The 26,476-nt window shown below is 47.7% G+C and carries 25 protein-coding genes and 3 tRNA genes; 8 read left to right on the top strand and 20 right to left on the bottom strand.

Annotated features, from left to right (window positions below; all coding sequences use genetic code 11):
* Nucleotides 1-55: 55 nt before the first annotated feature.
* From cheZ to flhD, 11 genes are all read right to left on the bottom strand, one after another.
* On the bottom strand, nucleotides 56-700 hold the full coding sequence (gene cheZ, locus DD586_RS07505; protein ID WP_012884206.1) for a protein phosphatase CheZ: 645 nt from the start codon (nucleotides 698-700) through the stop codon (nucleotides 56-58).
* A gap of 9 nt (nucleotides 701-709) precedes the next feature.
* Nucleotides 710-1,099 carry a chemotaxis response regulator CheY gene (gene cheY / locus DD586_RS07500; protein WP_012884205.1) on the bottom strand — a complete coding sequence of 130 codons (390 nt, stop codon included), beginning with the start codon at nucleotides 1,097-1,099 and terminating at the stop codon, nucleotides 710-712.
* Nucleotides 1,100-1,134: 35 nt separating this feature from the next.
* A complete protein-coding gene (locus tag DD586_RS07495) occupies nucleotides 1,135-2,187 on the bottom strand; it encodes a protein-glutamate methylesterase/protein-glutamine glutaminase (RefSeq protein ID WP_012884204.1) in 1,053 nt (350 codons plus the stop codon).
* Nucleotides 2,187-3,059 (bottom strand): protein-glutamate O-methyltransferase CheR, encoded by an 873-nt coding sequence (gene cheR, locus DD586_RS07490; RefSeq protein ID WP_012884203.1) that lies wholly within the window; start codon nucleotides 3,057-3,059, stop codon nucleotides 2,187-2,189. The genes DD586_RS07495 and cheR overlap by 1 nt, the downstream gene beginning before the upstream one ends.
* 705 nt (nucleotides 3,060-3,764) lie before the next feature.
* Nucleotides 3,765-5,471, bottom strand: coding sequence for a methyl-accepting chemotaxis protein (locus DD586_RS07485; protein WP_012884202.1), 1,707 nt, complete (start codon nucleotides 5,469-5,471; stop codon nucleotides 3,765-3,767).
* A gap of 119 nt (nucleotides 5,472-5,590) precedes the next feature.
* A complete protein-coding gene (cheW, locus tag DD586_RS07480; RefSeq protein ID WP_012884201.1) occupies nucleotides 5,591-6,088 on the bottom strand; it encodes a chemotaxis protein CheW in 498 nt (165 codons plus the stop codon).
* A 35-nt stretch (nucleotides 6,089-6,123) separates the two neighbouring features.
* Nucleotides 6,124-8,160 (bottom strand): chemotaxis protein CheA, encoded by a 2,037-nt coding sequence (cheA, locus tag DD586_RS07475; RefSeq protein WP_012884200.1) that lies wholly within the window; start codon nucleotides 8,158-8,160, stop codon nucleotides 6,124-6,126.
* A gap of 17 nt (nucleotides 8,161-8,177) precedes the next feature.
* Nucleotides 8,178-9,308, bottom strand: coding sequence for a flagellar motor protein MotB (motB, locus tag DD586_RS07470; protein ID WP_012884199.1), 1,131 nt, complete (start codon nucleotides 9,306-9,308; stop codon nucleotides 8,178-8,180).
* The gene (gene motA / locus DD586_RS07465) at nucleotides 9,305-10,192 is read right to left on the bottom strand and encodes a flagellar motor stator protein MotA (protein WP_012884198.1); all 888 of its coding nucleotides are present in this window, start codon (nucleotides 10,190-10,192) and stop codon (nucleotides 9,305-9,307) included. Before motA ends, motB begins: the two co-directional genes overlap by 4 nt.
* A gap of 133 nt (nucleotides 10,193-10,325) precedes the next feature.
* Nucleotides 10,326-10,904, bottom strand: a complete 579-nt coding sequence (gene flhC, locus DD586_RS07460; protein WP_012884197.1) for a flagellar transcriptional regulator FlhC — start codon at nucleotides 10,902-10,904, stop codon at nucleotides 10,326-10,328.
* A gap of 2 nt (nucleotides 10,905-10,906) precedes the next feature.
* Nucleotides 10,907-11,257 carry a flagellar transcriptional regulator FlhD gene (gene flhD / locus DD586_RS07455; protein ID WP_012884196.1) on the bottom strand — a complete coding sequence of 117 codons (351 nt, stop codon included), beginning with the start codon at nucleotides 11,255-11,257 and terminating at the stop codon, nucleotides 10,907-10,909.
* Between the two features lie 1,413 nt (nucleotides 11,258-12,670).
* On the opposite strand from flhD, the gene DD586_RS07450 reads away from it, so the two are divergent.
* Nucleotides 12,671-14,395: a methyl-accepting chemotaxis protein gene (locus DD586_RS07450; protein ID WP_041164357.1), complete on the top strand. Its 1,725-nt coding sequence runs from the start codon at nucleotides 12,671-12,673 to the stop codon at nucleotides 14,393-14,395.
* Nucleotides 14,396-14,432: 37 nt separating this feature from the next.
* On the opposite strand, the gene dsrB is transcribed toward DD586_RS07450, so the two are convergent.
* Nucleotides 14,433-14,633: a protein DsrB gene (gene dsrB, locus DD586_RS07445; protein ID WP_012884191.1), complete on the bottom strand. Its 201-nt coding sequence runs from the start codon at nucleotides 14,631-14,633 to the stop codon at nucleotides 14,433-14,435.
* A gap of 50 nt (nucleotides 14,634-14,683) precedes the next feature.
* A complete protein-coding gene (locus DD586_RS07440) occupies nucleotides 14,684-15,103 on the bottom strand; it encodes a VOC family protein (RefSeq protein ID WP_012884190.1) in 420 nt (139 codons plus the stop codon).
* Nucleotides 15,104-15,550: 447 nt separating this feature from the next.
* Between DD586_RS07440 and DD586_RS07435 the strand changes: the two genes are divergently transcribed.
* The 3 genes from DD586_RS07435 (at nucleotide 15,551) to DD586_RS07425 (ending at nucleotide 19,362) form a co-directional block, all read left to right on the top strand.
* The gene (locus DD586_RS07435; RefSeq protein WP_012884189.1) at nucleotides 15,551-16,987 is read left to right on the top strand and encodes an EmmdR/YeeO family multidrug/toxin efflux MATE transporter; all 1,437 of its coding nucleotides are present in this window, start codon (nucleotides 15,551-15,553) and stop codon (nucleotides 16,985-16,987) included.
* Between the two features lie 222 nt (nucleotides 16,988-17,209).
* On the top strand, nucleotides 17,210-17,587 hold the full coding sequence (locus tag DD586_RS07430; protein WP_012884188.1) for a cytochrome b562: 378 nt from the start codon (nucleotides 17,210-17,212) through the stop codon (nucleotides 17,585-17,587).
* A gap of 494 nt (nucleotides 17,588-18,081) precedes the next feature.
* Nucleotides 18,082-19,362 carry a cellulase family glycosylhydrolase gene (locus DD586_RS07425; RefSeq protein ID WP_012884187.1) on the top strand — a complete coding sequence of 427 codons (1,281 nt, stop codon included), beginning with the start codon at nucleotides 18,082-18,084 and terminating at the stop codon, nucleotides 19,360-19,362.
* A gap of 63 nt (nucleotides 19,363-19,425) precedes the next feature.
* On the opposite strand, the gene DD586_RS07420 is transcribed toward DD586_RS07425, so the two are convergent.
* Nucleotides 19,426-20,703, bottom strand: coding sequence for a right-handed parallel beta-helix repeat-containing protein (locus DD586_RS07420; RefSeq protein WP_012884186.1), 1,278 nt, complete (start codon nucleotides 20,701-20,703; stop codon nucleotides 19,426-19,428).
* A gap of 620 nt (nucleotides 20,704-21,323) precedes the next feature.
* Here DD586_RS07420 and DD586_RS07415 point away from each other — a divergent pair.
* Genes DD586_RS07415 through lysC form a run of 4 tightly spaced genes read left to right on the top strand, consistent with a single transcriptional unit; the run spans nucleotide 21,324 to nucleotide 22,707 of the window.
* A complete protein-coding gene (locus tag DD586_RS07415) occupies nucleotides 21,324-21,635 on the top strand; it encodes a phage holin family protein (protein WP_012884185.1) in 312 nt (103 codons plus the stop codon).
* Nucleotides 21,625-22,116 carry a glycoside hydrolase family 24 protein gene (locus DD586_RS07410; protein WP_012884184.1) on the top strand — a complete coding sequence of 164 codons (492 nt, stop codon included), beginning with the start codon at nucleotides 21,625-21,627 and terminating at the stop codon, nucleotides 22,114-22,116. The genes DD586_RS07415 and DD586_RS07410 overlap by 11 nt, the downstream gene beginning before the upstream one ends.
* Nucleotides 22,113-22,553: an Rz-like lysis system protein LysB gene (gene lysB / locus DD586_RS07405; protein WP_012884183.1), complete on the top strand. Its 441-nt coding sequence runs from the start codon at nucleotides 22,113-22,115 to the stop codon at nucleotides 22,551-22,553. Before DD586_RS07410 ends, lysB begins: the two co-directional genes overlap by 4 nt.
* Nucleotides 22,435-22,707, top strand: coding sequence for an Rz1-like lysis system protein LysC (lysC, locus tag DD586_RS22240; protein WP_226511674.1), 273 nt, complete (start codon nucleotides 22,435-22,437; stop codon nucleotides 22,705-22,707). Before lysB ends, lysC begins: the two co-directional genes overlap by 119 nt.
* A 152-nt stretch (nucleotides 22,708-22,859) precedes the next feature.
* Here the strand turns inward: lysC and DD586_RS07400 are convergent.
* The 6 genes from DD586_RS07400 to uvrY form a co-directional block, all read right to left on the bottom strand.
* Nucleotides 22,860-22,946, bottom strand: a tRNA-Leu gene (locus DD586_RS07400).
* An 8-nt stretch (nucleotides 22,947-22,954) separates the two neighbouring features.
* Nucleotides 22,955-23,028: transfer RNA gene (locus tag DD586_RS07395), tRNA-Cys, on the bottom strand.
* A gap of 29 nt (nucleotides 23,029-23,057) precedes the next feature.
* A tRNA-Gly gene (locus tag DD586_RS07390) sits at nucleotides 23,058-23,133 on the bottom strand.
* Between the two features lie 141 nt (nucleotides 23,134-23,274).
* Nucleotides 23,275-23,823, bottom strand: a complete 549-nt coding sequence (gene pgsA, locus DD586_RS07385) for a CDP-diacylglycerol--glycerol-3-phosphate 3-phosphatidyltransferase (RefSeq protein ID WP_012884182.1) — start codon at nucleotides 23,821-23,823, stop codon at nucleotides 23,275-23,277.
* Nucleotides 23,824-23,880: 57 nt separating this feature from the next.
* On the bottom strand, nucleotides 23,881-25,713 hold the full coding sequence (gene uvrC / locus DD586_RS07380; protein WP_012884181.1) for an excinuclease ABC subunit UvrC: 1,833 nt from the start codon (nucleotides 25,711-25,713) through the stop codon (nucleotides 23,881-23,883).
* On the bottom strand, nucleotides 25,706-26,362 hold the full coding sequence (gene uvrY / locus DD586_RS07375) for a UvrY/SirA/GacA family response regulator transcription factor (protein WP_012884180.1): 657 nt from the start codon (nucleotides 26,360-26,362) through the stop codon (nucleotides 25,706-25,708). Before uvrY ends, uvrC begins: the two co-directional genes overlap by 8 nt.
* Nucleotides 26,363-26,476 lie beyond the last annotated feature (114 nt).

The raw sequence follows: 26,476 nt of genomic DNA, 5'->3' as shown, positions 1-26,476 counted from the left end.
ACTTTACGCCACGATGCCCACTCATACGAAGGATGCAATGGGTGTCGGGGTGAAATCAAAAACCCAGGCTATCCAACAGGTCATCGACCTGATCCTGATTGGAAACAATACCTGCAGCGGTTTTATCAACCTGAGGTCCGTTAAGCAGACCTTCATTCGCACGACGTGCATCAGACGGTTTTTCTGGAATATTTTCCAGCAATACCATCAGCAGTTGTTTTTCGATTTCCTGAACAACATCCATCATGCGTTTAATAACTTGCCCGGTTAAGTCCTGGAAATCCTGTGCCATCATGATTTCCAGTAACTGGGCATTGGTAAACGCAGTATGATCCGGAACGGACTCAAGGTAGCTACGCGTATCAGTAACCAACTCGCGTGCCTCAGAGAGTTCAATCGGATTCTCAAACCACTGATCCCAACGGGTTTTCAGGGCTTTAGATTCTTCTTCCAGTTGGTTCTGACGAGGCTGGGCTGCTTCAACACAACTCAATGCACGCTCTGCAGCCTGCGCAGTCATTTGAACAACATAATCAAGACGATCACGAGCATCAGGAATCGCTTCGGCCGCTTCGGTGATCGCCTGATCTAAACCAAGCTCTTTCAGGCTGTCACGCAGCATGCGTGTCAATTGCCCGATACGAGAAATAATCTCTGTAGCAGACGCATGATCGTTAATGGGCATCGGATGTGGATTCATGGCATCTCCTTACATACCAAGCTTTTCGAAAATCTTACTCAGCTTTTCTTCAAGCGTAGCGGCAGTAAACGGTTTAACAACATAACCGCTGGCACCAGCCTGTGCTGCAGCAATAATATTCTCTTTCTTTGCTTCAGCGGTTACCATCAACACTGGGAGCTTGGAAAGCGCGCCGTCGGCACGGATAGCCTGTAACAGTTCCAATCCGTCCATATTAGGCATGTTCCAGTCAGAAATGACAAAATCGAAACCGCCCGAACGAAGTTTGTTCAGAGCATCAGCGCCATCCTCCGCTTCTTCCACATTGTTGAAGCCCAGTTCTTTTAGTAGATTTCGAACAATACGGCGCATTGTCGAAAAATCATCCACTACTAAAAATCTGAGTTCTTTATCAGCCATACCTACTCCTAATATTATTGCTCACCCCGGAGCTGCTATATACGTAATGCCTGTCCGGCAGAAACTTGTGCCAGCATCCGCTGACTCACCTGGTGCAAATCCACCACCTCATCGACACCACCGAGTGCAATAGCCTCTCGAGGCATACCGAATACTACACAACTGGCTTCATTCTGCGCGATCGTATACGCCCCCGCATTATGAAGCTCCAGCATTCCTGCGGCACCATCATTCCCCATGCCGGTTAGGATTACTCCTACTGCATTTCGTCCGGCGTACTGTGCAACAGAGTGGAACAGTACGTCAACAGAAGGACGATGACGATTGACCGGCGGGCCATCATGCAGTTTTACCTGATAGTTCGCGCCACTACGCGCCAGCTCAAGATGGCGAGCGCCAGGTGCGATATAAGCATGTCCTGGGAGGACACGTTCACCATCTTCAGCTTCTTTTACTGTAATCTGACACAGCTTGTTCAGTCGCTCAGCAAAAGACTTGGTAAATCCTGGCGGCATATGCTGAGTAATCAGTAATGCCGGGCTGGTTGGCGGCAGCGGCTGTAAAACATGTCGGATTGCCTCAGTCCCGCCTGTTGACGCACCAATTGCGATCAACTTTTCACTACTGAGCAGCGGCATGCTGGGGAGCAATACCGAAGGTGCAACCCCCGTACTACGCTGCGGCAGACGTGCTTTGGCAGCCATGCGGATTTTTTCCGCAATCAGCTCACTGTATGCCAGCATCCCCTCGCGAATACCCAATTGAGGCTTGGTAACGAAGTCAATAGCTCCAAGTTCAAGCGCCCGCAAAGTAATTTCAGAACCTTTCCCCGTCAACGAAGACACCATCACCACCGGCATTGGGCGAAGGCGCATTAACTTCTCAAGAAAATCAAGGCCATCCATACGTGGCATTTCCACATCAAGCGTCAACACCTGCGGGTTGAATTTCTTGATCAGATCGCGTGCCACCAATGGGTCAGGTGCAGTAGCAACCACTTCCATATCGGGATGACTATTAATGATTTCGGTCATGATCTGTCGCATCAGGGCAGAATCATCAACACATAATACTTTTATTTTGCTCATTATCTTTCCTTAGCCAGCCCATAAACAGTCTGCCCGCGCAGGTAGAATTCCCGACTGATCTGACTGAAGTTCTCTGAGTGTCCGGCAAACAATAATCCGCCTGGTTTAAGTAGCGGAACAAAACGACGTAAAATGCGTTCCTGAGTCTCTTTATCAAAATAAATCATTACATTACGACAAAAGATCGCATCAAACGGCGCAGGTACAGACCACTCTGGTGCCAACAAATTCACTTGCTGAAAATGAATCATGTTCGCCAGATCCGGACGAACCCGAACCAGGCCACTGTGCGGCCCGGTTCCACGCAAAAAGAAGCGCTGCATCTGCTGTGGAGAAAGCGATCGAAGATCTTCCTGCCGATAAATACCTGCAGACGCTTTCTCTAAAACTTGTGTATCAATATCACTGGCTGTTATCTGGCAGTTACTGGCGCGATCGCCATAAACTTCCGCTAGCGTCATAGCCAGAGAATACGGTTCCTCCCCTGTGGAGGCTGCAGTACACCAGATGCTGTACCCACCCTGTCGTTTGCGGGCATGCTCGGCGAGGATAGGAAAATGATGGGCCTCGCGAAAAAATGCCGTCAAATTAGTTGTTAACGCATTGATGAACGCCTGCCACTCAGCACTATTGGGATCCGATTCCAACAACGCGAGGTACTGACCAAAATCATTGATTCCCAACAAACGCAATCGTCTAACCAAGCGGTTATAGACCATTTCACGTTTATGGTCGGCCAGTACAATACCAGCACGTTGATAGATGAGCTGACTGATTCTCCGGAAGTGAACATCAGACAGCGGCAACCGTTCAACCATCTGGCTCAAAATAGATGTAGAACCTGAACGATTTGGCGATGGTGTATTATTCATATCTGACCGCCCGAAAATGGATAGATGATTTTATTGTTTTTCAATCAGACTTCCCATTATGACTATTACAGGTCTAATGCCTTATCTCAAGCTTCGCCACGAGATGAACGCTATCTATCAACATACCACTGGGAAACCTGCTTTTATCCGTCTTTTTCCGACGAATTAATAGCGGTAATCACACAATGGTTCAAATTGATATTGTTCATCATGAAGATTGTTCACACTAAAACAATTCAATCTTCATCGTCGCCACACTCCCTGAGTAGCACCATCTTTACCAACCAACGCTGCTGACTGAGAGTCGCCCTTTGAGGCTCGCTAAAATACGCCTATACAATCGGCATTAGTTATATAAATCGGCTGTATTAAACCTTTCTTTAACTAAAGAGGCGTCATAACGGCAACAAAAATTAAAACTGCAACATTTGTCTCAAAACCGTCAGTTCCTCTGTACAGCCTAGGGACTATTACTGCACAAAATCCCTTAAAAAAATCTTAAGTAAACAACATCAATATAGATCTTATCAGCTATTTTTTCTGTTCCGTGATACGACTTTCATCAGAAATAGAACTGAAAGCCGAAAAATTAGCCAATCGAAAATTTATACTCAACATCGTTGCTCAGGATAAATTTCCATTACTATCTAACTATCAATCGGGTAGGTCATATCCCGACCCACCCGATTCAGTCATTAAAAACGATTAAAAGGTTTCCCAGTTATCTGTGGTTTTACTGGTTCTGGCCTTTTTCTCTACGTCCGTCGTTACTGAGGTTGCCAGCAAAGCGGGTCTGGCAACGCCACGTGTCGAAGCGGCAACCGCAGCAGGCCGACTTGTCATGACGTTATTTTCCGATAAACGGAACACCGCTACCGCCTGATTCAGCACTCGAACCTGCTCTTCGAGCGAGTGGGCCGCAGAAGCAGACTCTTCAACCAACGCGGAGTTTTGCTGGGTAACCCGATCCATTTCGGTTACCGCCTGACCGACTTGATCGATACCGCGACTTTGCTCCTCAGAAGCCGATGCGATTTCTCCCATGATGTCAGTCACGCGAGTAACGGCACCCACTATTTCTCCCATAGTTTCACCGGCGCTTTCAACCAGTACGGAGCCTTCCTCAACCCGATTTACCGAGTCGTCAATCAGAGACTTAATCTCTTTCGCCGCCTGCGCACTACGCTGGGCCAGGCTACGGACTTCTCCCGCAACAACAGCGAAGCCCCGTCCCTGCTCCCCTGCCCTGGCAGCCTCAACCGCGGCATTTAGTGCCAGAATATTAGTCTGGAACGCGATACCGTCGATCACACTGGTGATATCAGCAATCTTCTGCGAGCTTCCCGCAATGTTATGCATGGTTTTCACCACGTTATCGACCACTTTCCCGCCTTTTTGCGCAGTTTCAGACGCACTCAAAGCCAGTTGGCTCGCCTGCCGCGCGTTTTCAGCATTCTGCTTCACGGTAGAGGTGAGCTGTTCCATGCTGGCGGCTGTCTCTTCAAGTGCGGCAGCCTGCTGTTCCGTTCTTGAGGACAAGTCAGTGTTACCGGCACTGATTTCCGATGCACCAGTGTAAATAGCTTCCGCACTCTGTCGAACCGCACTCACCGTTGTAAAAAACTCGGTTTGCATATGTCGCAGACTGTCAGCCAGAATGCCCATCTCATTGGTGCCATGAAAATCAATCCGGGTCGTCAGATCACCTTTCGCCATATGACGAATATGTTCAATAAGATTATGCAATGGCTGAACCAGCGAACGGTTGATACCCAACCAGACGATCAGCGCCATTACTACAACAAATATAGTGACGGAGACCAACAGCCACAACGCCGTCGAATAAGACGCATTATTCTCTTCTACTGCGCTGGCATAAACTTTGTCGTAAGAGTCTTTGTAAGAATAATAAGCCTTCTCGAACCTGTCCTGAAAACCCTGGGTAGGTTGATCAAAAAATTCCTTCAGCTTTCCGGTAGAGATAAAAACAATCAACTCACTTAATGCGTTGTTCAGTGCGGTGTAATTATCTTTTACCGCCTGAGCAACGGCCGGATCTTGCTGATTTGTATACGGGATTTTTTCATAATTGGCAAAATGGGTATTGGCGATCACCAGTTGCTTTTTCGCCAGTTCAATCAGATCTTTCGCTGATACCCCGCCGGAAACCCCACCAGAGATATCCATCGCGTAACGTGTTCCTGCACGGTTCAGCGTGTTACGCGTTTGCAATAAGTAAGACCAGGTCGATTCCAGCTCTGATTTTTGTTGGTTAATAATTCTTGTCGTCGTGAAGATATCTCTGTCCGACTTCAATGCATTAAAAAACAGTCCGCCGGAAATGATTTGGAGAACAATAAATAGTCCAAGAATAATAACAAGCCCAGTAACAACTTTTATACGATTCAGCATATTAAAACCTTAATTGCAACGATCCCTGATGCTTTGGTATCTCTATAACCTTTTAACTTCCAGAGATTAGGGGTAATAAATGATATGGGCCACCGAAGTGGCCCAGTATGGCTTTTTTATCAAACCTTCATGACGCTATCAACTAGCGCCATTTCTTCGCTGCTGAGTAGCCTTTCAATATCTACCAGAATCAACATACGTTCCCCAAGCGAACCCAGTCCGGTGAGGTATTCTGTTGACAGTGTTACAGCAAACTCCGGTGCCGGGCGAATTTGCTCAGTCGTCAGGGACAGAACATCAGAAACGCCATCGACTACGATGCCCACAACACGCTGTCCCAGGTTCAATACGATAACAACGGTATTGTCATCATAGTCGACTTCCTGCTGCATAAATTTGATGCGCAGATCGACAATTGGCACGATAACGCCACGCAGGTTGGTTACACCTTTAATAAACTCTGGGGTATTGGCAATACGGGTAACTTGATCGTAACCGCGAATTTCTTGAACCTTCAAAATATCCACGCCGTATTCTTCATCACCCAGCGTGAAAATCAAAAATTCCTGACCTACTGTCTCGCCTGCTAATTTTGTGACATTTGCAAGTCCAGTCATGTTTCTCACCTTTAATCTATAGCTGTAATTTGCTGTTAAGCTGCGGTTTCAACCACACGCTTTTCCCGATAAAGCGCCTGCAACGCAGAAACATCCACAATCAGCGCTACGCTACCATCACCCAAAATAGTTGCGGCTGAAACGCCTGGCACCTTGCGGTAGTTGCTTTCCAGGTTTTTCACAACAACCTGATGCTGACCAATCAACTGGTCAACCAGCAAGGCATAACGACGGCCAGCACTCTGCAGAATAACGACGATACCCTGAGTGGCATCCGTTTTTGCTCCGGCGACATCGAATACCTGATACAGCTCAACCAGTGGCAGATATTCGCCACGAACCTGCAACACTCGCTCTCCCCCTGCCAGAGGATACAAATCCTCAGACTGAGGCTGCAGAGATTCCATCACGGCGTTAAGTGGCAGAATAAAGACTTCATCGTTAACCTTGACTGACATCCCATCAAGTATGGCCAGTGTCAGCGGCAACAGAATGCGAATTGTCGTTCCTTTACCTTTCACGAAATGGATTTCAACATGGCCACCCATTTCCTGAATATTCCGTTTCACCACATCCATACCCACGCCACGGCCTGACACATCAGTCACTTTCTCTGCAGTAGAAAAACCTGGAGCAAAGATCAGCATACCGACATCTTCGTCAGTCATACTTTCACTGACAGCCATCCCCTGGGACAACGCTTTGGCCAGAATACGTTCACGATTCAAACCGGCACCGTCGTCAATCACTTCGATGCAAATATTACCGCCCTGATGTTCCGCGGACAGAGTCAGGTTCCCTACCGCAGGCTTACCTGATTCAATGCGCTTATCGGGTGATTCAATACCGTGATCAAGGCTGTTACGCACAAGGTGCGTCAATGGGTCAATGATGCGTTCAATCAGGCTCTTATCCAGTTCAGTTGAACTCCCTTGCAGAGTCAGCTCAACTTCTTTACCCAATTTAGCCGCCAGGTCGCGCACCAGACGCGGGAAACGGCTGAACACATATTCCATCGGCATCATACGGATGGACATCACTGACTCTTGCAGATCGCGGGCGTTTCTTTCCAGTTGCCCCATGCTATTGAGCAGGTCGCCATGCGCGACAGGATCAAGAGCACTGGAACGCTGAGCCAGCATAGACTGAGTAATAACCAATTCGCCAACCAGGTTAATGAGCTGGTCAACTTTTTCCACCGCTACACGGATACTGGTATCACCTGTTTTCTGTCTGCCTTTAGCGGCATCATTATTGCCACCAGCAGGCTTAGCTGCAGGTGCAGCCGCGACCGGTGCCGCAGGCGGCGCTGGTGCAACCGCAGGAGCGGCCTCGACAGGTTCGGCGGCAGCGACAGGCGCAGCTTGGGCTGCGGGTGCCTCACCGGTAGCTGACTTGAAGCTAATCTGATCTGGCTCCAGCACAAAACACAGCACAGCACTGATGTCATCTTCGCTGGCTGATGTATCGAGCGTCAGTTCAACACTGTTACTGGTCTGGACGGAGTCCTTGACTGTTCCGAGATTACCCAGTTCTTCAAGTAACTGAGGAATATCCGATTCTTTCAGGTTGGTAAGGGCTATACGCAATCCCGAGTGGCCACCGGCAGACGCCGCGGCTGAGGGTGCGGAAACCGACTGTTCAGCCTCTGCTGCTTTGACAGGGGCGGCCGCTCCGGCAGTACCATTTTCTTTGGACTCCAGGGCAAGCTGGCGCAGAGCCTGACAGATATACTCAAAGCTTTCGGCGTTGGGCTCTTGCGCGGTTTTGTAAGCATCCAACTGATCCTGCATGATATCTTTGGTTTCCAAAAACAGGTTGATAATGTCAGTGCTCAGCCGCATTTCACCGCGTCTGGCACCATCCAACAGGTTTTCTAGTATATGAGTAGTTTCCTGTAATACAGTGAAACCAAATGTTCCCGCGCCCCCTTTAATCGAGTGAGCAGCACGAAATATGGCATTCATCTGTTCCGTATCGGGCGCTAACGGATCAAGTTGCAATAGATGCTGCTCCATGTCCGCCAACAATTCATCTGCTTCATCAAAAAATGTTTGATAAAAAGCACTCATGTCCATGCTCACGTGGGTCACCTCTGCTGTGAATCGCGGCTTGTTGAAGAAGGTGTCGCCTGACTATCAGGTGCTGCTGGCAAAGCTGTCGTAGGCTGCCGACGGCTTGTTGCCGATGAGCCATTCGCTCCCGACGCAGGCACCGCTGTTGCGGGTGCCTGAACAGGAGCCACAGTTGAGCCAGATACAGGCGTCCCATTGGTTTCGGGTTGTGGTGTAGCCGTACTGTTACCGTTATCGGCAGGCGCGGTAACTGGCTTGGCTTTATCCATCCCCATGTTTTGTAAATTTTCTATTTTATCAATGTTTACTGCACTGCTTTCAGCATTCTCACGTTCGATATTCTCCTGAGCCTGCTTATTCAGGACAACCAGACTGATTCGCCGGTTGATGGCATCACTGCCGCCTTTCGCCTGCTTCAAATTCATCGTGTCAGCCATACCCACAACACGCAAAACTTTGCCATCGGCCAGTCCGCCCGCAATTAACTCACGCCGGGAAGCGTTGGCACGATCAGCTGAAAGCTCCCAGTTACTATAGCCACGCTCTCCCATCGCATACTGCGCATCATCAGTATGGCCCGATAAACTGATCTTATTGGGAATATCATTCAAAATCGGCGCGATGGCTCGCAAAATATCACTCATGTAAGGTTCGACCTGCGCACTCCCCGTCTTAAACATGGGGCGATTGTTACTATCGATAATCTGGATGCGCAAACCTTCATCAACCATTTCAATCAACAGATGCGGCCTTAATGCTCTGAGGCGCGGATCCGCCTCAATCAATTGATCGAGTCGTTCCCGCAATTTATTCAGCTTAATTTCTTCAAGACGCCCATCCATCGTATCAATCTGCCGCTTCACATCCCCTTCCTGCTGTGTAGGGTCAGAACCGCCACCAGGGATAGGATTGGAAGCATCACTAATCTTCGGACCAGATGTGATAGCAATTTTTAGTGGTGTACGAAAATACTCAGCAATCTGAGCCAACTGGGAAGGCGAGGAAATGGCAATCAACCACATGACCAAAAAAAGCGCCATCATAGCAGTCATGAAGTCAGCATAAGCAATCTTCCATGAACCACCATGGTGGGCGGCATGTCCCGATTTACGTTTTTTGCGGATAATGGGATGCTGGTGTTTCATGCGTCATTTTCCGATGCCTGCTGTGCCGGAGCCTTCACATTACGAATATGCTCTTCCATTTCAGTAAATGAAGGACGCACGGTTGAATAAAGCGTTTTACGTCCAAACTCAACGGCAATCTGTGGCGCATAGCCATTCAGGCTGGATAACAGGGTTACCTTGATACATTGTAGCACCTTGAGCTTCTCTGAGTTCTTCTGACGCAACAGTGATGCCAAAGGCGACACGAAGCCGTAAGCCAGCAAAATACCCAGGAACGTCCCCACCATGGCGTGGGCAATCATCATACCCAGCTCTGCCGCAGGACGATCAACGAACGCCAGAGAGTGCACTACCCCCATAACTGCGGCTACGATACCAAATGCGGGCAAACCATCCCCCATCAGGTTCAAACTGGTAGCCGGTACTTCAACTTCATGCTCGACGGTTTCGATCTCTTCATCCATCAGCGTTTCAATTTCAAACGCATTCATGTTACCGCTAACCATCAAACGCAGATAATCCGTAACGAATTCGACAATGTAGTTATCAGCAAGAATGCGGGGATAATTGGAAAATATCTCACTCTCTTTCGGGTTATCGATGTCAAATTCCAGAGAAAGCATACCCTGCTGGCGAGACTTGGCCATCAACCGGAATAAAACTGCCATCAGGTCCATATACACAGCTTTAGTATATTTGGAGCCCTGAAATAGCACCGGCAAAGCCTTCATCGTCGCTTTAATAGCTTTGGCATTGTTACCTACAATAAAGGCCCCTACTGCAGCGCCACCGATAATCAGCAGTTCTGAAGGCTGATACAACGCCCCCAACTCGCCACCAACGATAAGATAACCGCCAAGTATGGAGCCTATAGTGACAAGATAACCCAATATAACCAGCACAAGAATTCCTTATAGATAGTAAAAGGGTAGCTGAGAGAGTTATAAATGCAGTCTTACCAACGACTTATTTGGAGGGGATACTGCCATCGAGCAATGAACGCGCGATGACAGAACCACAAAATCGCCATCAGGCTCAGACTGCATGCTTAACCTGTTCGTCCAGCAGTTGAGGTATCATATCGGCAACACTCGGCGAAAGTTTACGTCTTTTTACTGCTCGGGAAGGTGGCTGGCATAAACTGCAGACAAAACTGTTTTTAGGCTGGTGTGCATGGGTGATAAACATGCCCTTGCAGCAATTGCATGAGGACAGCTGCAACATGCCGCTATCAACAAAGCGTACCAGTGTCCAGGCGCGGGTCAACGCCAGCAACGGCACATCGCTTTGAGGGGCACATTGTTCGAGGTAAAGGCGATAAGCCTTGATGACCGCTTCAACACCGCTGCATTGACCATTCTTGAGCAAAAACAGGTAGGCGTTATAAAACATGGAAGAATGGATGTTCTGTTCCCATGTCATGAACCAGTCGGTAGAAAATGGCAGCATCCCTTTAGGCGGGGGGCTACCTCTCAATTCTTTATAGAGCTTAATCAAGCGGCCACGGCTTAATTGGGTCTCGCTTTCTAGCATCTGGAGGCGTGCGCCCAATGAAATGAGCTCCATCGCCAGCTGTATGTCCTTAGCTTCCTGAACAATACTTTTCTCAGCCATCATTATGCCCTTTTCTTAGGCAAGCTATCTTCTTTTGAAGATAGCTCTTGTAATAAATGACTCGACAACAAAATACCGGTATGAATCTGTTGCAGATCATCAACTCGGGATTCTTGTGTTAATAACTTAATCGTATTGTGATCACTGAAGCGGAAGTGGCATATCAGCTGATTGGTTTCAGCTAGTTTGACCATTTGCGGTAAGGTCAATTGCATCAATGCATCAGCCATTTCTTCATTGACACCCAACCGGAACATCGCTGATGCTTTTTCGTCGTTTATTAATCGCTGAGCCAGTAACAAATAAGACAAATTGATGTCATAAATGTGTTTTAGCAATTCAGAGGTACCCATATTCCCATCCCGACAGACTATGTTTCAAACATAAGTTAGGTGATAGAGTGCTCACCCGCTAAACAATCACTCTCCATAGGTGGCATGAAAACTATCGGTGCCAGACAATTCTATTACTTTATAATCTTCTAATATGACGAAAAATACAGCATCAATGTTGATAAGTTTGAGATACCATCTCTTCATAACTTCAGGCTCATCCTTTCCCTGTATTGCGTCCAACATAGAACGTAGGATTAATCCTAATGCTACGCCACTGTACCGCCTTCGGCCTGATTCATACAACGCAAGCCTATCAGCATTTTGATAATTATGTGACTACGATCACAAAAATGAAAGGGGCAAAACATAATATTTCACTGATTTTTGCTCTGCTGTGAAATTTTCCTGAACACAATATACTCATAACAGAAGAAAAAAACTCCCCATGTCACCCCACTCTTTTGAGAAAAAATCATAAGCAATTGATATTAAAAAACAAAAAACAAATCCGATGACTACCAATTTTCACCCCAGTTCTGCGACCGCCTTGATTTACATTAATATTTCTAATTTTATAACATGGGTTATTATTTTATAAGTTTCCTTTATGTTCTGACCAACCTGTGTCACCAGGTCCACCAGAAGACTGACAATAAGAGATGCACATTTCTTCCCGACATCTTAGTACCTGAGCGAGAAAAACCCCCTCGTTACCATCACGCAAAGCGGCAATGTCATGGCGAAAGTCCCCACACGTATCCTGAGGTTACGCCAGGTTTGTTCGGCCTGCTGCAAAGTACAAACGAGCATCGCTGAACTTAATAGAAGAAGCGCTAACGTCGTTGAATCTTGGGTTACTTCACTACCGATACAGGCACATTAATTACCCTTTCGTTGAAAAAATGCGCAATAGCGTTGGACTTCACCAGATAAAGGCCCTCATGCGTGATTACTTACACTATGGCCTGCCAGAAATGACCGTCTACTGCCAGCATAACGCGTCAGCGTCGACATTTTATTCAACTCTCCCTTCTTTATTTGCTTTCCCGGCAAGAGCACCAGAAGGGAAATCGGGACCACAGTCCACCCGGGTTTTACGTCAGAGCGATTAGCCAGGTTCCTGCTAAACTGGTACACATGCATACTTGTGTTTCCAAGAGGGCTATTTTCCCATTTTTAGGTATCCGTTGTGTTGAATAGGTACCGATTTGCTGAATAAAAAAGAGCCAGAACCTGATATCCTTCTGCCAGCAGATTCGTGATCGACATCGCATTGAAATTCATGAATGTTCCACATTATATGACGATGTTAGATTATGTTGGTATTTTGAAAACGGATCGCCACACAGCTGTTTCCAGAAACAAAAGCACCCAAACTACACCTGCAAGTAGTACGGTTGATGTACATATATTTTTCCTGAAAATGAGCGAATGGATATGAAAATGATGTCAAAGTCTGAACAACAGGGTAAAACCGGCATACTGGGTAATCTTGGACTGGTGCCGTTATTTGTCATCATTCTGGGCGGCATTATGCTGTTGTTTGCCCTGGCTATCGGTACGTCCAGTTATTTTCTGGTACGTGCTAATCAAAGTCTGGATTATGTCACTCAGGAAATTGACGTCCGTCTTGGGCTGTCAAACAGCTCTAACCATCTCAGAACAGCCCGTCTGTTGATTATTCAGGCTGGCGCTGCGGTGCGCGTTGGGGACACTGATGTATTCAACAACAACCTGAAACAGGCAGAACAGCGCATTGCCGCCTCGAAAGAGGCATTCAAAGCTTATCAAAACCGAAGCGTCAAAACTGATACGGATTTGGCGATCGACCCCGAGCTGAATAAAGCCTATAACGACTACCTTGAGAAAGGCATCATGCCGATGCTCAAGGCAGCTAAAGACGGCTATTTCGAAGAAATCCTGACGCACGAATCAGAAGAGGTTCGTCTTCTCGATGATGCCTATAACAAGCCATTACTGAAAGCCATTGCCTTTCGTACTGAACGTGCCAAAGCACTCAATAGTAATGCACAGTACGAGGCCAAAATGGGGTATACCCTAATGGCTGTCAGCTTCGCCATCGCGATTGTCATGACCATGCTCACCTTCTTCTTCTTGCGTGGGACGTTGATTAAACCGATGAATCGCCTGGTGCAGCGTATCCAACGTATTGCTCAAGGTGACCTGACCCAACCGGACGAAATCTATGGTAAGAACGAAATCGGCATACTGGGTTACAATATCCAGCAAATGCAGGTATCGCTGGTGCATACCGTTTCCACTGTCCGTGACAGCGCAGATTCCATTTATCAGGGAACCACTGAGATAACCGCCGGCAACACCGACTTGTCTTCACGTACTGAGCAGCAAGCGGCAGCAATCGAGCAAACGGCTGCCAGCATGGAACAGTTGACCGCCACCGTCAAACAGAACTCCGATAACGCGCACCATGCCAGCCAACTGGCTTCTAATGCTTCTGGCAAGGCGAAGCAAGGGGGTGAGATTGTCGAAAATGTCGTTAATACCATGAACAGTATTTCCGGCAGCTCACGGAAAATCTCCGAAATCACGAATGTGATCAACAGTATTGCTTTCCAGACGAACATTCTGGCGCTGAACGCCGCGGTAGAAGCGGCGCGTGCGGGTGAGCAAGGCCGAGGGTTTGCGGTAGTGGCAGGTGAAGTACGTAGTCTGGCTCAGCGCAGTGCTCAGGCGGCCAAGGAAATCGAAGGATTGATCTCTGAATCCGTTTCACTGGTTCACAGCGGCTCAGAACTGGTGGATAAAGCCGGCCAAACTATGCACGAAATAGTTCAGGCCGTCACCAATGTGACTGACATTATGAATGAAATCGCTTCTGCATCGGATGAGCAAAGCCGCGGCATCACCCAGGTTGGTCAGGCAATTTCAGAGATGGATAGCGTGACGCAGCAGAATGCGGCGTTGGTGCAACAGGCCTCCGCTGCTGCCGCCTCACTCGAAGAGCAGGCAATGATACTGACCCGTGCCGTATCAGCGTTCAAACTTGCCAACGCTATTCATAACACGACTCCCACTCGTGCTCCACTTACGTCGAAACCCTTGCTGGCGACATCAACGACATCAACCGCTGCGTTAGCTGCCAAATCCGGCAGCGATAATTGGGAAACCTTCTAAGTCCCTTCGGCCGATACCAATAACGGTATCGGCCTGTTTATTTATCGGCACGCTGATGTGGTTCGACAAAGATGCCTTCTGGATTATCCCGTTCATTGAAAAACCAAACTCCTTCGGGATAATCTTCCAGAGCGATCAAATACATTGTCCCCTCCTGAAAGGGCTCCACCGCCAGAATCGTTCCTTTTCGGCGTGTTTCACCATCTGTTTTTACGGTTACCACATCATTTACGTTCACATGTTCACCTTATTCGTCACTCATCTTCAATCTGCAGCCTGTTCAACCGTTCATGCCAGTCCGCCGATAGTATCGTCAAACTCAGGCGTATAAACAAAACACAACTTGTTCCCCTCTGGGTCACGGCAATAAGCGCCATAATAATCAGCCGCATAGTATGGGCGAAGACCCGGTGCCCCTTCATCATAAGCGCCCAACGATAATGCTGTTTCCCACACGTGGCGCACAGCCTGTGGAGAACTGACTGCAAAGCTCACTTGCGTCCCATTTCCCCAGGTCGCGGGCAAGCCGTTGACCGGAATCTGGACATAAAACTGAGGCCAGCGCCGCCCTGGGATATGCCATCCCTGCCCGGCAGGGCCTCCTGGCTCTTCCTGAACCGGAACGAAGCCTAATTCGGCCAAGATCACCGAATAAAACCGGATCATCGTGTCGATATCTCGGGCGCCAAGAATAATGTGACTGAACATCTTTTTTCCTTCTGTTATTCCATATCCAGGTCGTCGTGCCTGCCAACCCCCGATTACTCATCATAAGCACAACGGTCGCATTGAACGAATAAGACACATTCCCACTTTTATTTACCAACACATTATTTTGCTACATCGCCACGAGGTTATTGCCGTAGACAGTTGAATATATCGCCACACCCACTTAAAACACCGTTTCATCTAAATTATTATTTTTCTGATATTGGCATCCCCACCCTGCGCAACATACTTTTATAATCTCCTCAGTGAATTGTTATCCGAACATGTAATTCAGCCATAATCCACTGGGTGAAGAGAAAACCCGCTGTCTGGGATTCACATTTTCAACTACAGCATTGTGCTTTACCCCATCATCTCGCAACGCGCGATAAAAAAGGCTTGAGGCATGCACCACGTGTCCACCTGTAATACAAGAAGATAGGCTATATGATCTCGAACGCAGCCAAACAGCTGTTAAGCACACTAAAAAATACCGCCTGGTACAAAAAACGTCACTCCAACCGAGTCTTACTCTGGCGCGAAATCACGCCGTTGGCCGTTCCCATTTTCATCGAAGGATTGTGTGTGGTACTGATGGGAATCTTCAGTACCTTCCTGGTGAGCTGGCTTGGTAAAGAAGCTATGGCAGCGGTGGGGCTGGCGGACAGCTTCAACATGCTGATCATTGCTTTTTTCACCGCTGTCGCGCTTGGGACGGCAGTTGTCGTCGCGTTTAGTCTTGGTCAGCGTAACCGTAAGCAAGCTCGACAAGCCGCACGCCAATCAATCTCATTATTGGTGCTAATTTCCGTGTTACTGGTAATACTGGTTGAAATCGCGGGCCAGTCCATCATCGACCTGATTGCCGGCAGTGCCGAACCCGCAGTCAAATCACTGGCGCTGACATTCCTGCGTCTCACCGTCTGGGGTTACCCTGCACTGGCGGTCACGCTGGTAGGGTGTGGCGCGTTACGGGGCGCTGGCAATACCCGATTGCCGATGGTTATTAATATCTGGATGAATATCCTGAACATTCTATTTAGCGGCCTGCTGATCTACGGTGTCGCTTCATGGCAAGGGCTGGGGTTTATTGGGGCCGGATTAGGGATCACGCTCTCCCGTTACGTGGGGGCATTTTGTGTGGTGTTCGCACTGACAAAAGGTTTCAATGGTGCACTGCGTATCCCCTTTCAGAGCTATTTCGCTCCGTTTACCACGGCCATCCTCTACGAAGTACTCAGCATTGGCATCCCTGCCAGCATTGAGTCGGTTATGTTTAATGTCGGTAAATTGATCACCCAACGATTTGTCGCAGGTATGGGCACGGAGGTTATCGCTGGCAATTTTATCGCTTTTTCAATTGTTGCACTGATCAACCTGCCGGGTAATGCCTTGGGCTCGACATCAACCATTGTTGTCGGTTCCAGACTGGGTAAAGGGCAACGCATGCAACCAGAGCGACAGCTGAAATATATTTTTTGGCTTTCGAACATTGGCCTGTGCGCGTTAGCGCTACTGTCAGTCCCCACCGCCGGATTGCTGGCGGCAATGTACACCAATGAACCCGATGTGATTCAGGTTGTTAAGTACTTGCTCTGGCTGAACGCGCTGTTTATGCCCATATGGGCGGCATCCTGGGTGCTGCCAGCCGGGTTGAAGGGGGCCAAAGATGCCAGTTACACCATGTGGGTAGCACTGGCAGGTATGTGGGGGTGTCGGGTGATCACAGGTTATATCCTAGGCATTATATTGGGTTTCGGCGTGATCGGCGTCTGGATGGGCATGTTTTTTGACTGGATTGTCCGTGGCGTTCTGTTTTATCACCGCATGGTTAGCGGGAAATGGCTATGGCGCTACACCACCCCAAACAGGAACAATCAGTAAAAAAACTACTAGCGGTGATGTTCCACTGACGCCAGAGGCGAAAAAATCTTCATGGTATGCAAGTGCATTAGTCGGGATGTCATCCCCTGACTTTTATCTTTCATCATTATCATGACACTGCGATGTAAAATCCATTTGACCATACATAGGTGGTCGTCAATACTGCCGAAAACTAATAAAGGGTATGAACCCCGCCATCAGGCTAACTAACAGGAGTGAGCAATGAAAAAAACTATTATGGCTATCAGTCTGGCAATCGCGGCATCTGCAGTCACACTGCCGTTCGCCAGTCAGGCTGCGGTCAAAGATGAAATGGGTGCGATGGCAAAGAGCTATAAAGGGGCCTCAAGTGCCACGGATGCCGCCACACTAAAAGCCGATCTGCTGAACATGAAAGCACATGCAACCAAGGCTAAAGCAGACCCAGAATTCAACAATAGCCCAAACAGCAAGGTCTTCAATGAAGGGCTGGACAAACTGCTCAAACAAATTGATGCAGCCATTGCACTGGTTGATGCAGGCAAACTTCAGGAAGCAAAAGCGGCTACTGATGAGCTGAAGAAAACTCGCGCAGAGTACCACAAAAAACTGGGCGTATAATCCGTCGCAATTCCATTGCAGCAGTGAGGTTTATTATCACTGCTGCGTTTTCCTGTACTACCTCACCAATGCTTAATTAAAAGTGCAGCGTAAACCTACTCATCGAAGTAGAACTATTATCACGCTAACCCCCGCAGGCCTTTACCACCAACAATTCTGGTTTTGTCAGAAAAGTTCTCGTATTATTTTAATTTAGCGCATTATCTCATCCTTAGATGACTTTTATTCACTAACAAGAATAACCACCGAAAATAAGCCTTGATATGCCTATCTGACATCAGGGTATTTAGATTCTATCGTGTGATACAGATTAAAATATTCACAATGACCAAGGGAACTGGAACTACCGGAGAAATAGACTATAACATTACAGTGCCTTTTATTATATTCGATGCATCGATATGGATAAGGGCCTTAACGGGTAGAATGACAATATCGCGCATTCTATTTATTACTCATTTTGAAATATAGCCATCTGAAATGGAGATTCATTTATGCCTCTGTTTGATTCGAAAAATGATGCTACCGTTAATAGAAAAAAACACACCTTCCGTCAAAAACTGTTTTTTTCCTGTAGCTGCGTAGGTCTCAGCCTGATTTGTCTTTCCAGTAATACATGGGCAAGTGTTGAACCGCTATCTGTCAGCGGAAGTAACATCTATGCAGGAGGAAAGGTCAGGAGTTTTTCCGGTAATAGCTTATTCTGGAGTAATACCGGATGGAATGCCGAGAAATTCTATACGGCCGAGACGGTTGCCTCACTAAAGAAAGACTGGAAATCCAGTATTGTTCGTGCAGCAATGGGGGTACAGGAATACGGCGGTTACCTCCAGGACCCGACCAATAATAAAGCCAGGATTGAAAAGGTAGTGAATGCAGCGATTGCCAACGACATGTATGTAATCATCGACTGGCACTCGCATTCAGCAGAAAACAACCGTAGTGAAGCTATCAGTTTCTTCCAGGAGATGGCGAGGAAATATGGTGACAAACCAAATGTGATTTATGAAATCTATAACGAACCGCTCCAGGTATCATGGAGCTATACCATAAAACCGTATGCGGAAGCAGTCATTTCTGCCATCCGCGCTATTGACCCTGATAATCTAATTGTTGTTGGTACCCCTAGTTGGTCGCAAAACGTTGATGAAGCATCACGTGACCCCATCAATGCCAGAAACATTGCTTATACACTGCACTTTTATGCAGGAACGCACGGCGAGTCACTGCGGAATAAAGCACGACAAGCGATAAATAACGGTATTGCACTTTTTGTTACTGAGTGGGGTAGCGTTAATGCAGATGGAAATGGTGGTGTGAATTATTCAGAGACAGATGCCTGGGTCACGTTTATGCGTGATAACAATATCAGCAATGCGAACTGGGCATTGAATGATAAAAATGAAGGGGCTTCCACCTATTACCCTGACTCTAAAAATCTGACAGAGTCAGGTAAGAAAGTAAAATCGATTATTCAAAGTTGGCCCTATAAAACCAGTAATACCGCCAGTGCTATGTCTGAATCCTCCAGCGATGTGTCTACAGACATGACCAGCGACAACGCTAACGCGCCTGATTCATCGGCAACGACTAGTTGTGCCAATGTGAATATTTACCCTAACTGGGTCAGTAAAGATTGGGCTGGCGGCCAACCCGATCATAACGAAGCGGGACAGTCGATTGTTTATCAAGGCAACCTCTATACCGCGAACTGGTACACGACATCCGTTCCAGGCAGCGATTCATCCTGGACCCTGGTGGGCAGTTGTAACTGACCTACTTACAATGCTTTGATTTACAGGGCTGCACATTGCAGCCCTGATGCACATATCGTTCGCTTAATTACGTTCAAACGCACCAAGGTCAGGTGCACTTCCTGAATAACTAATATTACTCTCCTTTGTACCGGCATTAATCAGCTTTGAATTAGCCGACAGACGAAACAATGATGTTTCCGGTAATGTTCCATCGTTATCACGCGCTACCGTAGCCAGCGAGGTATCCAGGCTAACGAAATCAGACTCGGAAGCTGCAGGTCCTGTATCCCACGAATTGGATTTTGCATCCGCGTTGCTTACCGTTACCGAGCCAGCTACTGAAATATTGTTACGGAAATAGTGCTTCTGTCCCGATTGCACACTGCTGCCAAAGCCATAGTTAATGCCGTTTTTATATGACGTATTATTTACTACCGTCACGCCACCAGCATTATTATTCTGATCAAACCCTTTACTCACATTGCCAAACGCAACAGAGCGGGTAATTTGGTGATTACCAACCGCCTTATTACCACCCAGTTTAAATCCATTACCATTGCCAGCGAAGGCACTATCATTCCAATAGTTGACACCATTACGGAATGCCCAGCTATTTTCAATCACCACCTTTTGTGGGCTATCAAATAAATCGAACCCATCATCTGAGTTTTCCCAAGCCCGACAACCAATAAAGCGGTTACCCGGACCTTGCTTCTGCTTTGGCCCAAAACCATCGGCCATGCTACCATTCTTTTTAGGGTCATAGTTACGGTAAGCGTCTGAGTTAATAACGGTGTTATATGCACCACCGTTATTGATCTCAAGACCGGTATTACGATTATGATGGAATGCGGTGTTTTCAAAAGTATTATGGCTACCAATGACATAGGCCCCCTGATAACCAGCCCGTGTTACCTCAACACCTTTGAAATACCAATAATCACCCGTCACATAGAATCCGTATGACGCTTGTACCCATTGGCTATCTGGAAACGAAAAATCAAATACTGCACGACCACAATTAGCCGCCGCCACATAAATCGGCGATCCTTCTTTTCCTGATTTATTAAACGTAATAGTATTCCCTTTCCCCTGGGTATAGGGAATGGTATACGTTCCTGGTTTAAGAAGAATCAGCTCACCTGGGTTAACTACCGCCATCGCAGCAGAAAAACTCATTGGAGAATTAAAGCTATTGCCATCGTTGCTGCCATTACCATTAGGTGCAACGTAATAAATACGTTTAGTACTAATTCCACTAGTGAGATCAGAACTGCAATCTGCGGCCAGAACAGAAGTGCTATTTACCAAAAAGAATGCTGCTAACCCGGTACTGATGAAACAGTTTAAATACTTCATCTCTTTCCCCATCATATTGTAAAAATCATTTATCCGTCGGCCCCAAGATGCCTACGCAAAACTATGCTATCAGGAAGATAAATCGTTATAGTGCTATCTATCTCACATCAATAGTGACATTGATGACTGAATGAATCAGCCTTGTCAGACTTAACCAACCAGTCTCGGTAAACACTATGTTAAAAGAAAATGATATTCCTTCGACTATCCGTGAGCAAAGGCTGTTTTGAATACATTGCATCCTGCATATTGGGGTGAGGTGAGTATACTATCTTTACGTTGTATGAATATAAATAAGCCTCTAGCGACATTAATAAGCCAAAGGAATTTATCCCACTATAAAAGGACATTACATTATAAAATAACAAAGATAATGTAGTTCTAGTTATTCCTCTCTCACCTAAATAAAAATCTCGTTATTAGTATATGAATTCAAAAATGAGAAATCACGCAATCGGCAACATCCTGTTTGCTGATAACTGAACCATCACTCATCGCTGCCATCGCCTTGTACCAGTTGGTTTAATAGCGGGCGTATACCACGAGACAACACGTAAAAACACGCCGTTATCTCTGTTGTTTTATTGCTCCATTTCCAACACCAACGACTGGACTTACACATGAATGAAACTGATAAAAGCATTGTCTCCCTATTTATTATCGGCACGCTGATTGCCGTCGGCAAAGTGCTGGCAAGCAGTAAACCCATCACACTCCGGCTGTTTGTAGGGCGTGTGATGCTGGGAGGATTCGTCTCGATGATGGCGGGTATCGCACTGGTTCAATTCCCCGACCTGTCACCTGTTGCCATTAACGGCATTGGCGCAGCACTTGGCATCGCCGGTTACCAGGCCATTGAACTGCTTATTCAACGCCGTGTTCAACAACTGAGCGAACAGACCAAATCGGGGGAAAGTGACGATGCCCACTAACGCCCCCAATCTAACTGCCTTTCTGGATATGTTGGCATTTTCCGAAGGGACGGCAACGCACCCACTTACCCGTAATCGTGGCTACGATGTCATTGTTACCGGCATTGATGGTAAGCCAGAGATCTTCACCGACTACCATGATCACCCCTTTGCTAACGGCCGCCCAGGAAAAATCTTCAACAAGCAAGGACAACGCTCGACTGCTGCTGGGCGCTATCAACAGCTCTACCGCTATTGGCCGACATACAAAGCGCTGTTAAAACTACCGGATTTCGGGCCCGATTCACAAGACACGCTAGCTATTCAGCTAATCCGGGAACAGCAGGCACTGGAAGACATCGCACAGGGGCAGATAGCCAACGCCATTACTCGGTGTAGCAACATCTGGGCTTCATTACCGGGAGCGGGCTATGGTCAACGCGAGCATAGTATAGATCGCCTCCTTACCGCTTATCAGCAGGCGGGAGGTGGACTGGCATGAAAAGCAGCATGATCATTGCTGCCATCATCATGCTACTTAGCGCCGGAATCGGTGTGCAGTCCTGGCGGCTGCACACCAACCGTCAGTTGACCGAGCAGCAAGCACAAACACTGTCGTTGCAACAAACAGCACTGAATGAAAAATCCAGCCAGTTAACAGCGCTGTCTGAACAGGCTGAACGTAGCAACATTGAGCAGGCCCGTTTACGCGATATGGCCGCCGACACCCAGGTGGCCCTTTCCGAGAGACAAAAAATGATAGTGAGATTACAACATGAAAATGAAGCGCTTAAACGCTGGGCTGATTCTGAGCTGCCTGCTGATATTATCCGGTTGCGCCAGCGCCCCGCCCTCTCAGGTGGCCGTGCTTACCGTGAATGGTTGTCCCAGACTGACTCCCTGCCGGTTTCCACCAGCCAACCCACAAACCAACGGTGAATTAAACGCCCTGCTGGATGAAACTGAAGCCGCACTGGCAACCTGTGCCGACCAGGTGGATGCAATTATCGAGTGTCAGGCAACAAGTAATGCGGCAAATGGCACCACGACTCTACCAGAAGTCCAAATGGCCCAGGCGCGGAAAGAACCGTAATAATGCTCTATTGTTAGGTGGCTGATTGCAAGCCGCCTTTTTTGTATCTGAAGAACGGGTGCTGCCACTTGCCAAATTACAGGCACAAAAAAACCGCCTCGTGGCGGTCATGTTCTTTTAATTATTTTCTTATATTACAAGGCGTTAACGCATGGTGCCCAGAGCGGGACTTGAACCCGCACAGCGCGAACGCCGAGGGATTTTAAATCCCTTGTGTCTACCGATTCCACCATCTGGGCTCAGAATTTGGAGGCGCGTCCCGGAGTCGAACCGAGGTGGACGGATTTGCAATCCGCTGCATGGCCACTCTGCCAACGCGCCCCATTTTTAACGCTACAACTAAATCAACTTGGAGCGGGAAACGAGACTCGAACTCGCGACCCCGACCTTGGCAAGGTCGTGCTCTACCAACTGAGCTATTCCCGCAGCCTACAGAACATATTGTTTATTAAGTAATTTCAATAAACCGTGTTGCTGTCGATGCGGTGCATTCTACTTACCTGACGCAGTGAGTCAATAAAATTATCACCTCACCAGAATCGTTTGCTGTTTTTTAAGGCGAGGCGATCAATGTTCAAGCAAATCACGCCAGGCTGCGCTCAAATACTGGAACATTGACCAGAACGTTAATACAGCCGCCACATACAGAGCCACGACAGCCGCCGCCTCAACCATAGGCTCCGGTCGCCACAGCAAACCGACCAACGACACCATCTGCGCAGTAGTTTTAATTTTGCCAATCCAGGAAACCGCCACACTACTGCGTTTACCCAGTTCCGCCATCCACTCACGCAATGCGGAAATGATGATCTCACGCGCAATCATCGTAGCGGCAGGCAACGTAATCCACCATGAGTGGTAATGCTCGCAGACCAGCACCAGCGCCACCGCCACCATGACTTTGTCAGCCACCGGATCCAGAAAGGCCCCGAAACGCGTGGTCTGCTTCCATAAACGGGCAAGGAAACCATCAAACCAGTCGGTTACCGCGGCAAAAACAAAGATGCCAGCGCATACCATCGGCGCCCAGCCAAATGGCAGATAAAACGCCAGCACAAAGAATGGGATTAGCACAACACGAAACAGGGTAAGCCACGTTGGTATATTAAATCGCATAGCGTCTGGGTAACTGTCTGGCCCGAAAGATAATAGGGTTATGTTGCTACATTGCCTCTAGTGTTTCAATGCATGAAAGATTTTTTCTGCCAACGCGTGCGAAATTCCCGGCACATTGGCAATGTCTTCCACGCTGGCATTCATCAACGGCTGCAATCCGCCCATGTATTTCAGCAGCATTTGGCGACGCTTTGGCCCAACGCCCTCAATAGTTTCCAGCGAGCTGGTACTTTTGACTTTAGCACGCTGTTTACGGTGACCACTGATAGCATGGTTGTGCGAATCATCACGAATGTGCTGAATCACATGCAGTGCTGGTGAATCAGCCGGTAGGGCTACACCTTCACCCGTCGCTTCGAAGAACAGGGTTTCCAGACCGGCTTTACGATCGCTGCCTTTTGCAACGCCCAGCAGTACAGGGCGGGTCGTATCCCAGGTTACGTGCAATGACGCAAAAACATCTCTGGCCTGTGCCAATTGCCCTTTACCACCATCAATGACGATCACATCAGGAATCTTGCTTTCATCAATTGATTTATCATATCGCCGCCTGAGTACCTGATTCATCGCCGCATAGTCATCACCTGGTGTAATACCCGTAATATTGTAGCGTCGATACTCCGAACGTAGCGGACCATCCGCATTAAATACGACACAGGAGGCCACTGTCTGCTCGCCCATAGTATGACTGATATCGAAGCACTCCATGCGGTTGATTTTTTCGATTCCAAGCACAGAAGCCAATGCCGTCAGACGTTGCTGAATAGTCGATTGCTGTGACAACTTTGTTGTCAGTGCGGTATGCGCATTAGTACGGGCCAGTTTGAGATAACGCGCTCGGTCGCCGCGAGGTCGGGTTTGAATCTGAATTTTTCGACCCGCTTGCTCGGTCAGAGATTCAGCTAGCAACTGATGCTCAGGTAGGGAAAAATCCAGCAGGATGTCAGACGGTAAAGTACGAGAAACACTCCCTTGCAAATAGAACTGGCCCACAAATGTCTGTACCACTTCTGCCAGTTCGGTGCCGCCAGGAACCTTGGGGAAATAGCTCCTACTACCCAGTATTTTCCCCTGACGGATAAAGAGCACATGCACACATGCCATACCAGCATCGAACGCCACACCGATGACATCAAGGTCATCACCATCGCCAGAGACAAATTGTTTTTCGGTAACACGGCGTACAGCCTGAATCTGATCACGAATACGGGCGGCTTCCTCAAACTTCAGTGCATGGCTGGCTGCTTCCATTCGTTCAATTAGGCGGGTTAATACCTGCTGATCCTTACCTGACAGAAATAGACGAACATAATCAACCTGCTGTTGGTATTCCTCTTCGCTAACCAGGCCGTTAACGCACGGCCCCAGGCAACGGCCAATCTGATATTGCAGGCAGGGACGCGAACGGTTACGGTACACGCTGTTTTCACATTGGCGAATGGGAAACAACTTTTGCAGTAGCATCAGTGTTTCACGAACCGCATTCCCATTAGGAAACGGACCAAAGTACTCGCCTTTGGCATGCTTAGCGCCTCGATGAACGGACAGCCGGGGATGTGTATCCCCGCTGAGGAAAATCATGGGGTAGGATTTATCGTCGCGCAGCAACACGTTATAACGGGGCTGATAACGCTTGATATAATTGTGCTCAAGCAACAGGGCTTCGGTTTCAGTATGCGTGATCGTCACATCAATCTGACGGATACTTTTGACCAAAGCCTCTGTTTTGCGGCTGGCAACATGAGCACGAAAGTAACTGGAAAGGCGTTTTTTCAGATCCTTAGCTTTACCGACATAGATAACCGTATCACTGGCATCATACATGCGGTAAACCCCAGGCTGACTGGTTACGGTCTTCAGAAAAGCCTGGGCATCAAAACAGTCAGTCACTACTAATCAATGTCTCCGCATTAAAGAGCCCATGACGAATCGCCAGATGCGTCAGCTCTACATCACCATTAATATTCAATTTGCTGAACATTCGATAGCGATAGCTATTGACCGTCTTCGGGCTGAGATTGAGTTGATCAGAGATCTCCGTCACCTTCTGCCCTTTCGTGATCATTATCATTATCTGCAACTCACGCTCAGACAGGCACTCCAACGGTGTTTCCGTCTGCGGCTCCAGTTGGCTTAATGCCATCTGCTGAGCAATGTCCGACGCAATATATCGCTTACCGGCATGCACAGAGCGAATGGCGCAAATCACCTCTTCCGGGGTTGCCCCTTTACTGAGATAACCCGACGCGCCTGCCTGCATCACCTTAGCTGGCAAGGGATTCTCTGTGTAAATCGTTAGCATTATAACTTTAATTTCAGGGGAAAATCGCACAATTTTGCGCGTTGCCTCAAGACCGCCGATTCCTGGCATGTTCATGTCCATCAGCACAACATCCACACTATTATTACGGCACCATCTGACCGCATCTTCTCCGCACTGCGCCTCACCAACAACTTTGAGGCCTTTGATATCGTCAAGAATGCGCCGTATCCCTGCTCGCACCAGTTCATGGTCATCAACAAGAAAAACGCTAATCAAAGAACAATTCTCCAAAAAGAGTAACACTTACAGACGCGTTTGTTGCAGGTGGTACTACATGGTTTAGAAAAAATGAATACACTTTTTAATTAAAAATGTATTTTTTATTCTACT

The sequence above is a fragment of the Dickeya parazeae Ech586 genome, assembly GCF_000025065.1.
Classification (GTDB): domain Bacteria; phylum Pseudomonadota; class Gammaproteobacteria; order Enterobacterales; family Enterobacteriaceae; genus Dickeya; species Dickeya zeae.
Note: the sequence above shows the minus strand (reverse complement) of the source record. Positions and strands in the feature narration are given on the sequence as shown.

Coding starts and splice junctions, on each gene's coding strand:
- cheZ (WP_012884206.1), bottom strand. CDS start 700: ATGAATCCACATCCGATGCCCATTAACGATCATGCGTCTGCTACAGAG.
- cheY (WP_012884205.1), bottom strand. CDS start 1,099: ATGGCTGATAAAGAACTCAGATTTTTAGTAGTGGATGATTTTTCGACA.
- DD586_RS07495 (WP_012884204.1), bottom strand. CDS start 2,187: ATGAGCAAAATAAAAGTATTATGTGTTGATGATTCTGCCCTGATGCGA.
- cheR (WP_012884203.1), bottom strand. CDS start 3,059: ATGAATAATACACCATCGCCAAATCGTTCAGGTTCTACATCTATTTTG.
- DD586_RS07485 (WP_012884202.1), bottom strand. CDS start 5,471: ATGCTGAATCGTATAAAAGTTGTTACTGGGCTTGTTATTATTCTTGGA.
- cheW (WP_012884201.1), bottom strand. CDS start 6,088: ATGACTGGACTTGCAAATGTCACAAAATTAGCAGGCGAGACAGTAGGT.
- cheA (WP_012884200.1), bottom strand. CDS start 8,160: ATGAGTGCTTTTTATCAAACATTTTTTGATGAAGCAGATGAATTGTTG.
- motB (WP_012884199.1), bottom strand. CDS start 9,308: ATGAAACACCAGCATCCCATTATCCGCAAAAAACGTAAATCGGGACAT.
- flhC (WP_012884197.1), bottom strand. CDS start 10,904: ATGGCTGAGAAAAGTATTGTTCAGGAAGCTAAGGACATACAGCTGGCG.
- flhD (WP_012884196.1), bottom strand. CDS start 11,257: ATGGGTACCTCTGAATTGCTAAAACACATTTATGACATCAATTTGTCT.
- DD586_RS07450 (WP_041164357.1), top strand. CDS start 12,671: ATGGATATGAAAATGATGTCAAAGTCTGAACAACAGGGTAAAACCGGC.
- DD586_RS07440 (WP_012884190.1), bottom strand. CDS start 15,103: ATGTTCAGTCACATTATTCTTGGCGCCCGAGATATCGACACGATGATC.
- DD586_RS07435 (WP_012884189.1), top strand. CDS start 15,551: ATGATCTCGAACGCAGCCAAACAGCTGTTAAGCACACTAAAAAATACC.
- DD586_RS07430 (WP_012884188.1), top strand. CDS start 17,210: ATGAAAAAAACTATTATGGCTATCAGTCTGGCAATCGCGGCATCTGCA.
- DD586_RS07425 (WP_012884187.1), top strand. CDS start 18,082: ATGCCTCTGTTTGATTCGAAAAATGATGCTACCGTTAATAGAAAAAAA.
- DD586_RS07420 (WP_012884186.1), bottom strand. CDS start 20,703: ATGAAGTATTTAAACTGTTTCATCAGTACCGGGTTAGCAGCATTCTTT.
- DD586_RS07415 (WP_012884185.1), top strand. CDS start 21,324: ATGAATGAAACTGATAAAAGCATTGTCTCCCTATTTATTATCGGCACG.
- DD586_RS07410 (WP_012884184.1), top strand. CDS start 21,625: ATGCCCACTAACGCCCCCAATCTAACTGCCTTTCTGGATATGTTGGCA.
- lysB (WP_012884183.1), top strand. CDS start 22,113: ATGAAAAGCAGCATGATCATTGCTGCCATCATCATGCTACTTAGCGCC.
- pgsA (WP_012884182.1), bottom strand. CDS start 23,823: ATGCGATTTAATATACCAACGTGGCTTACCCTGTTTCGTGTTGTGCTA.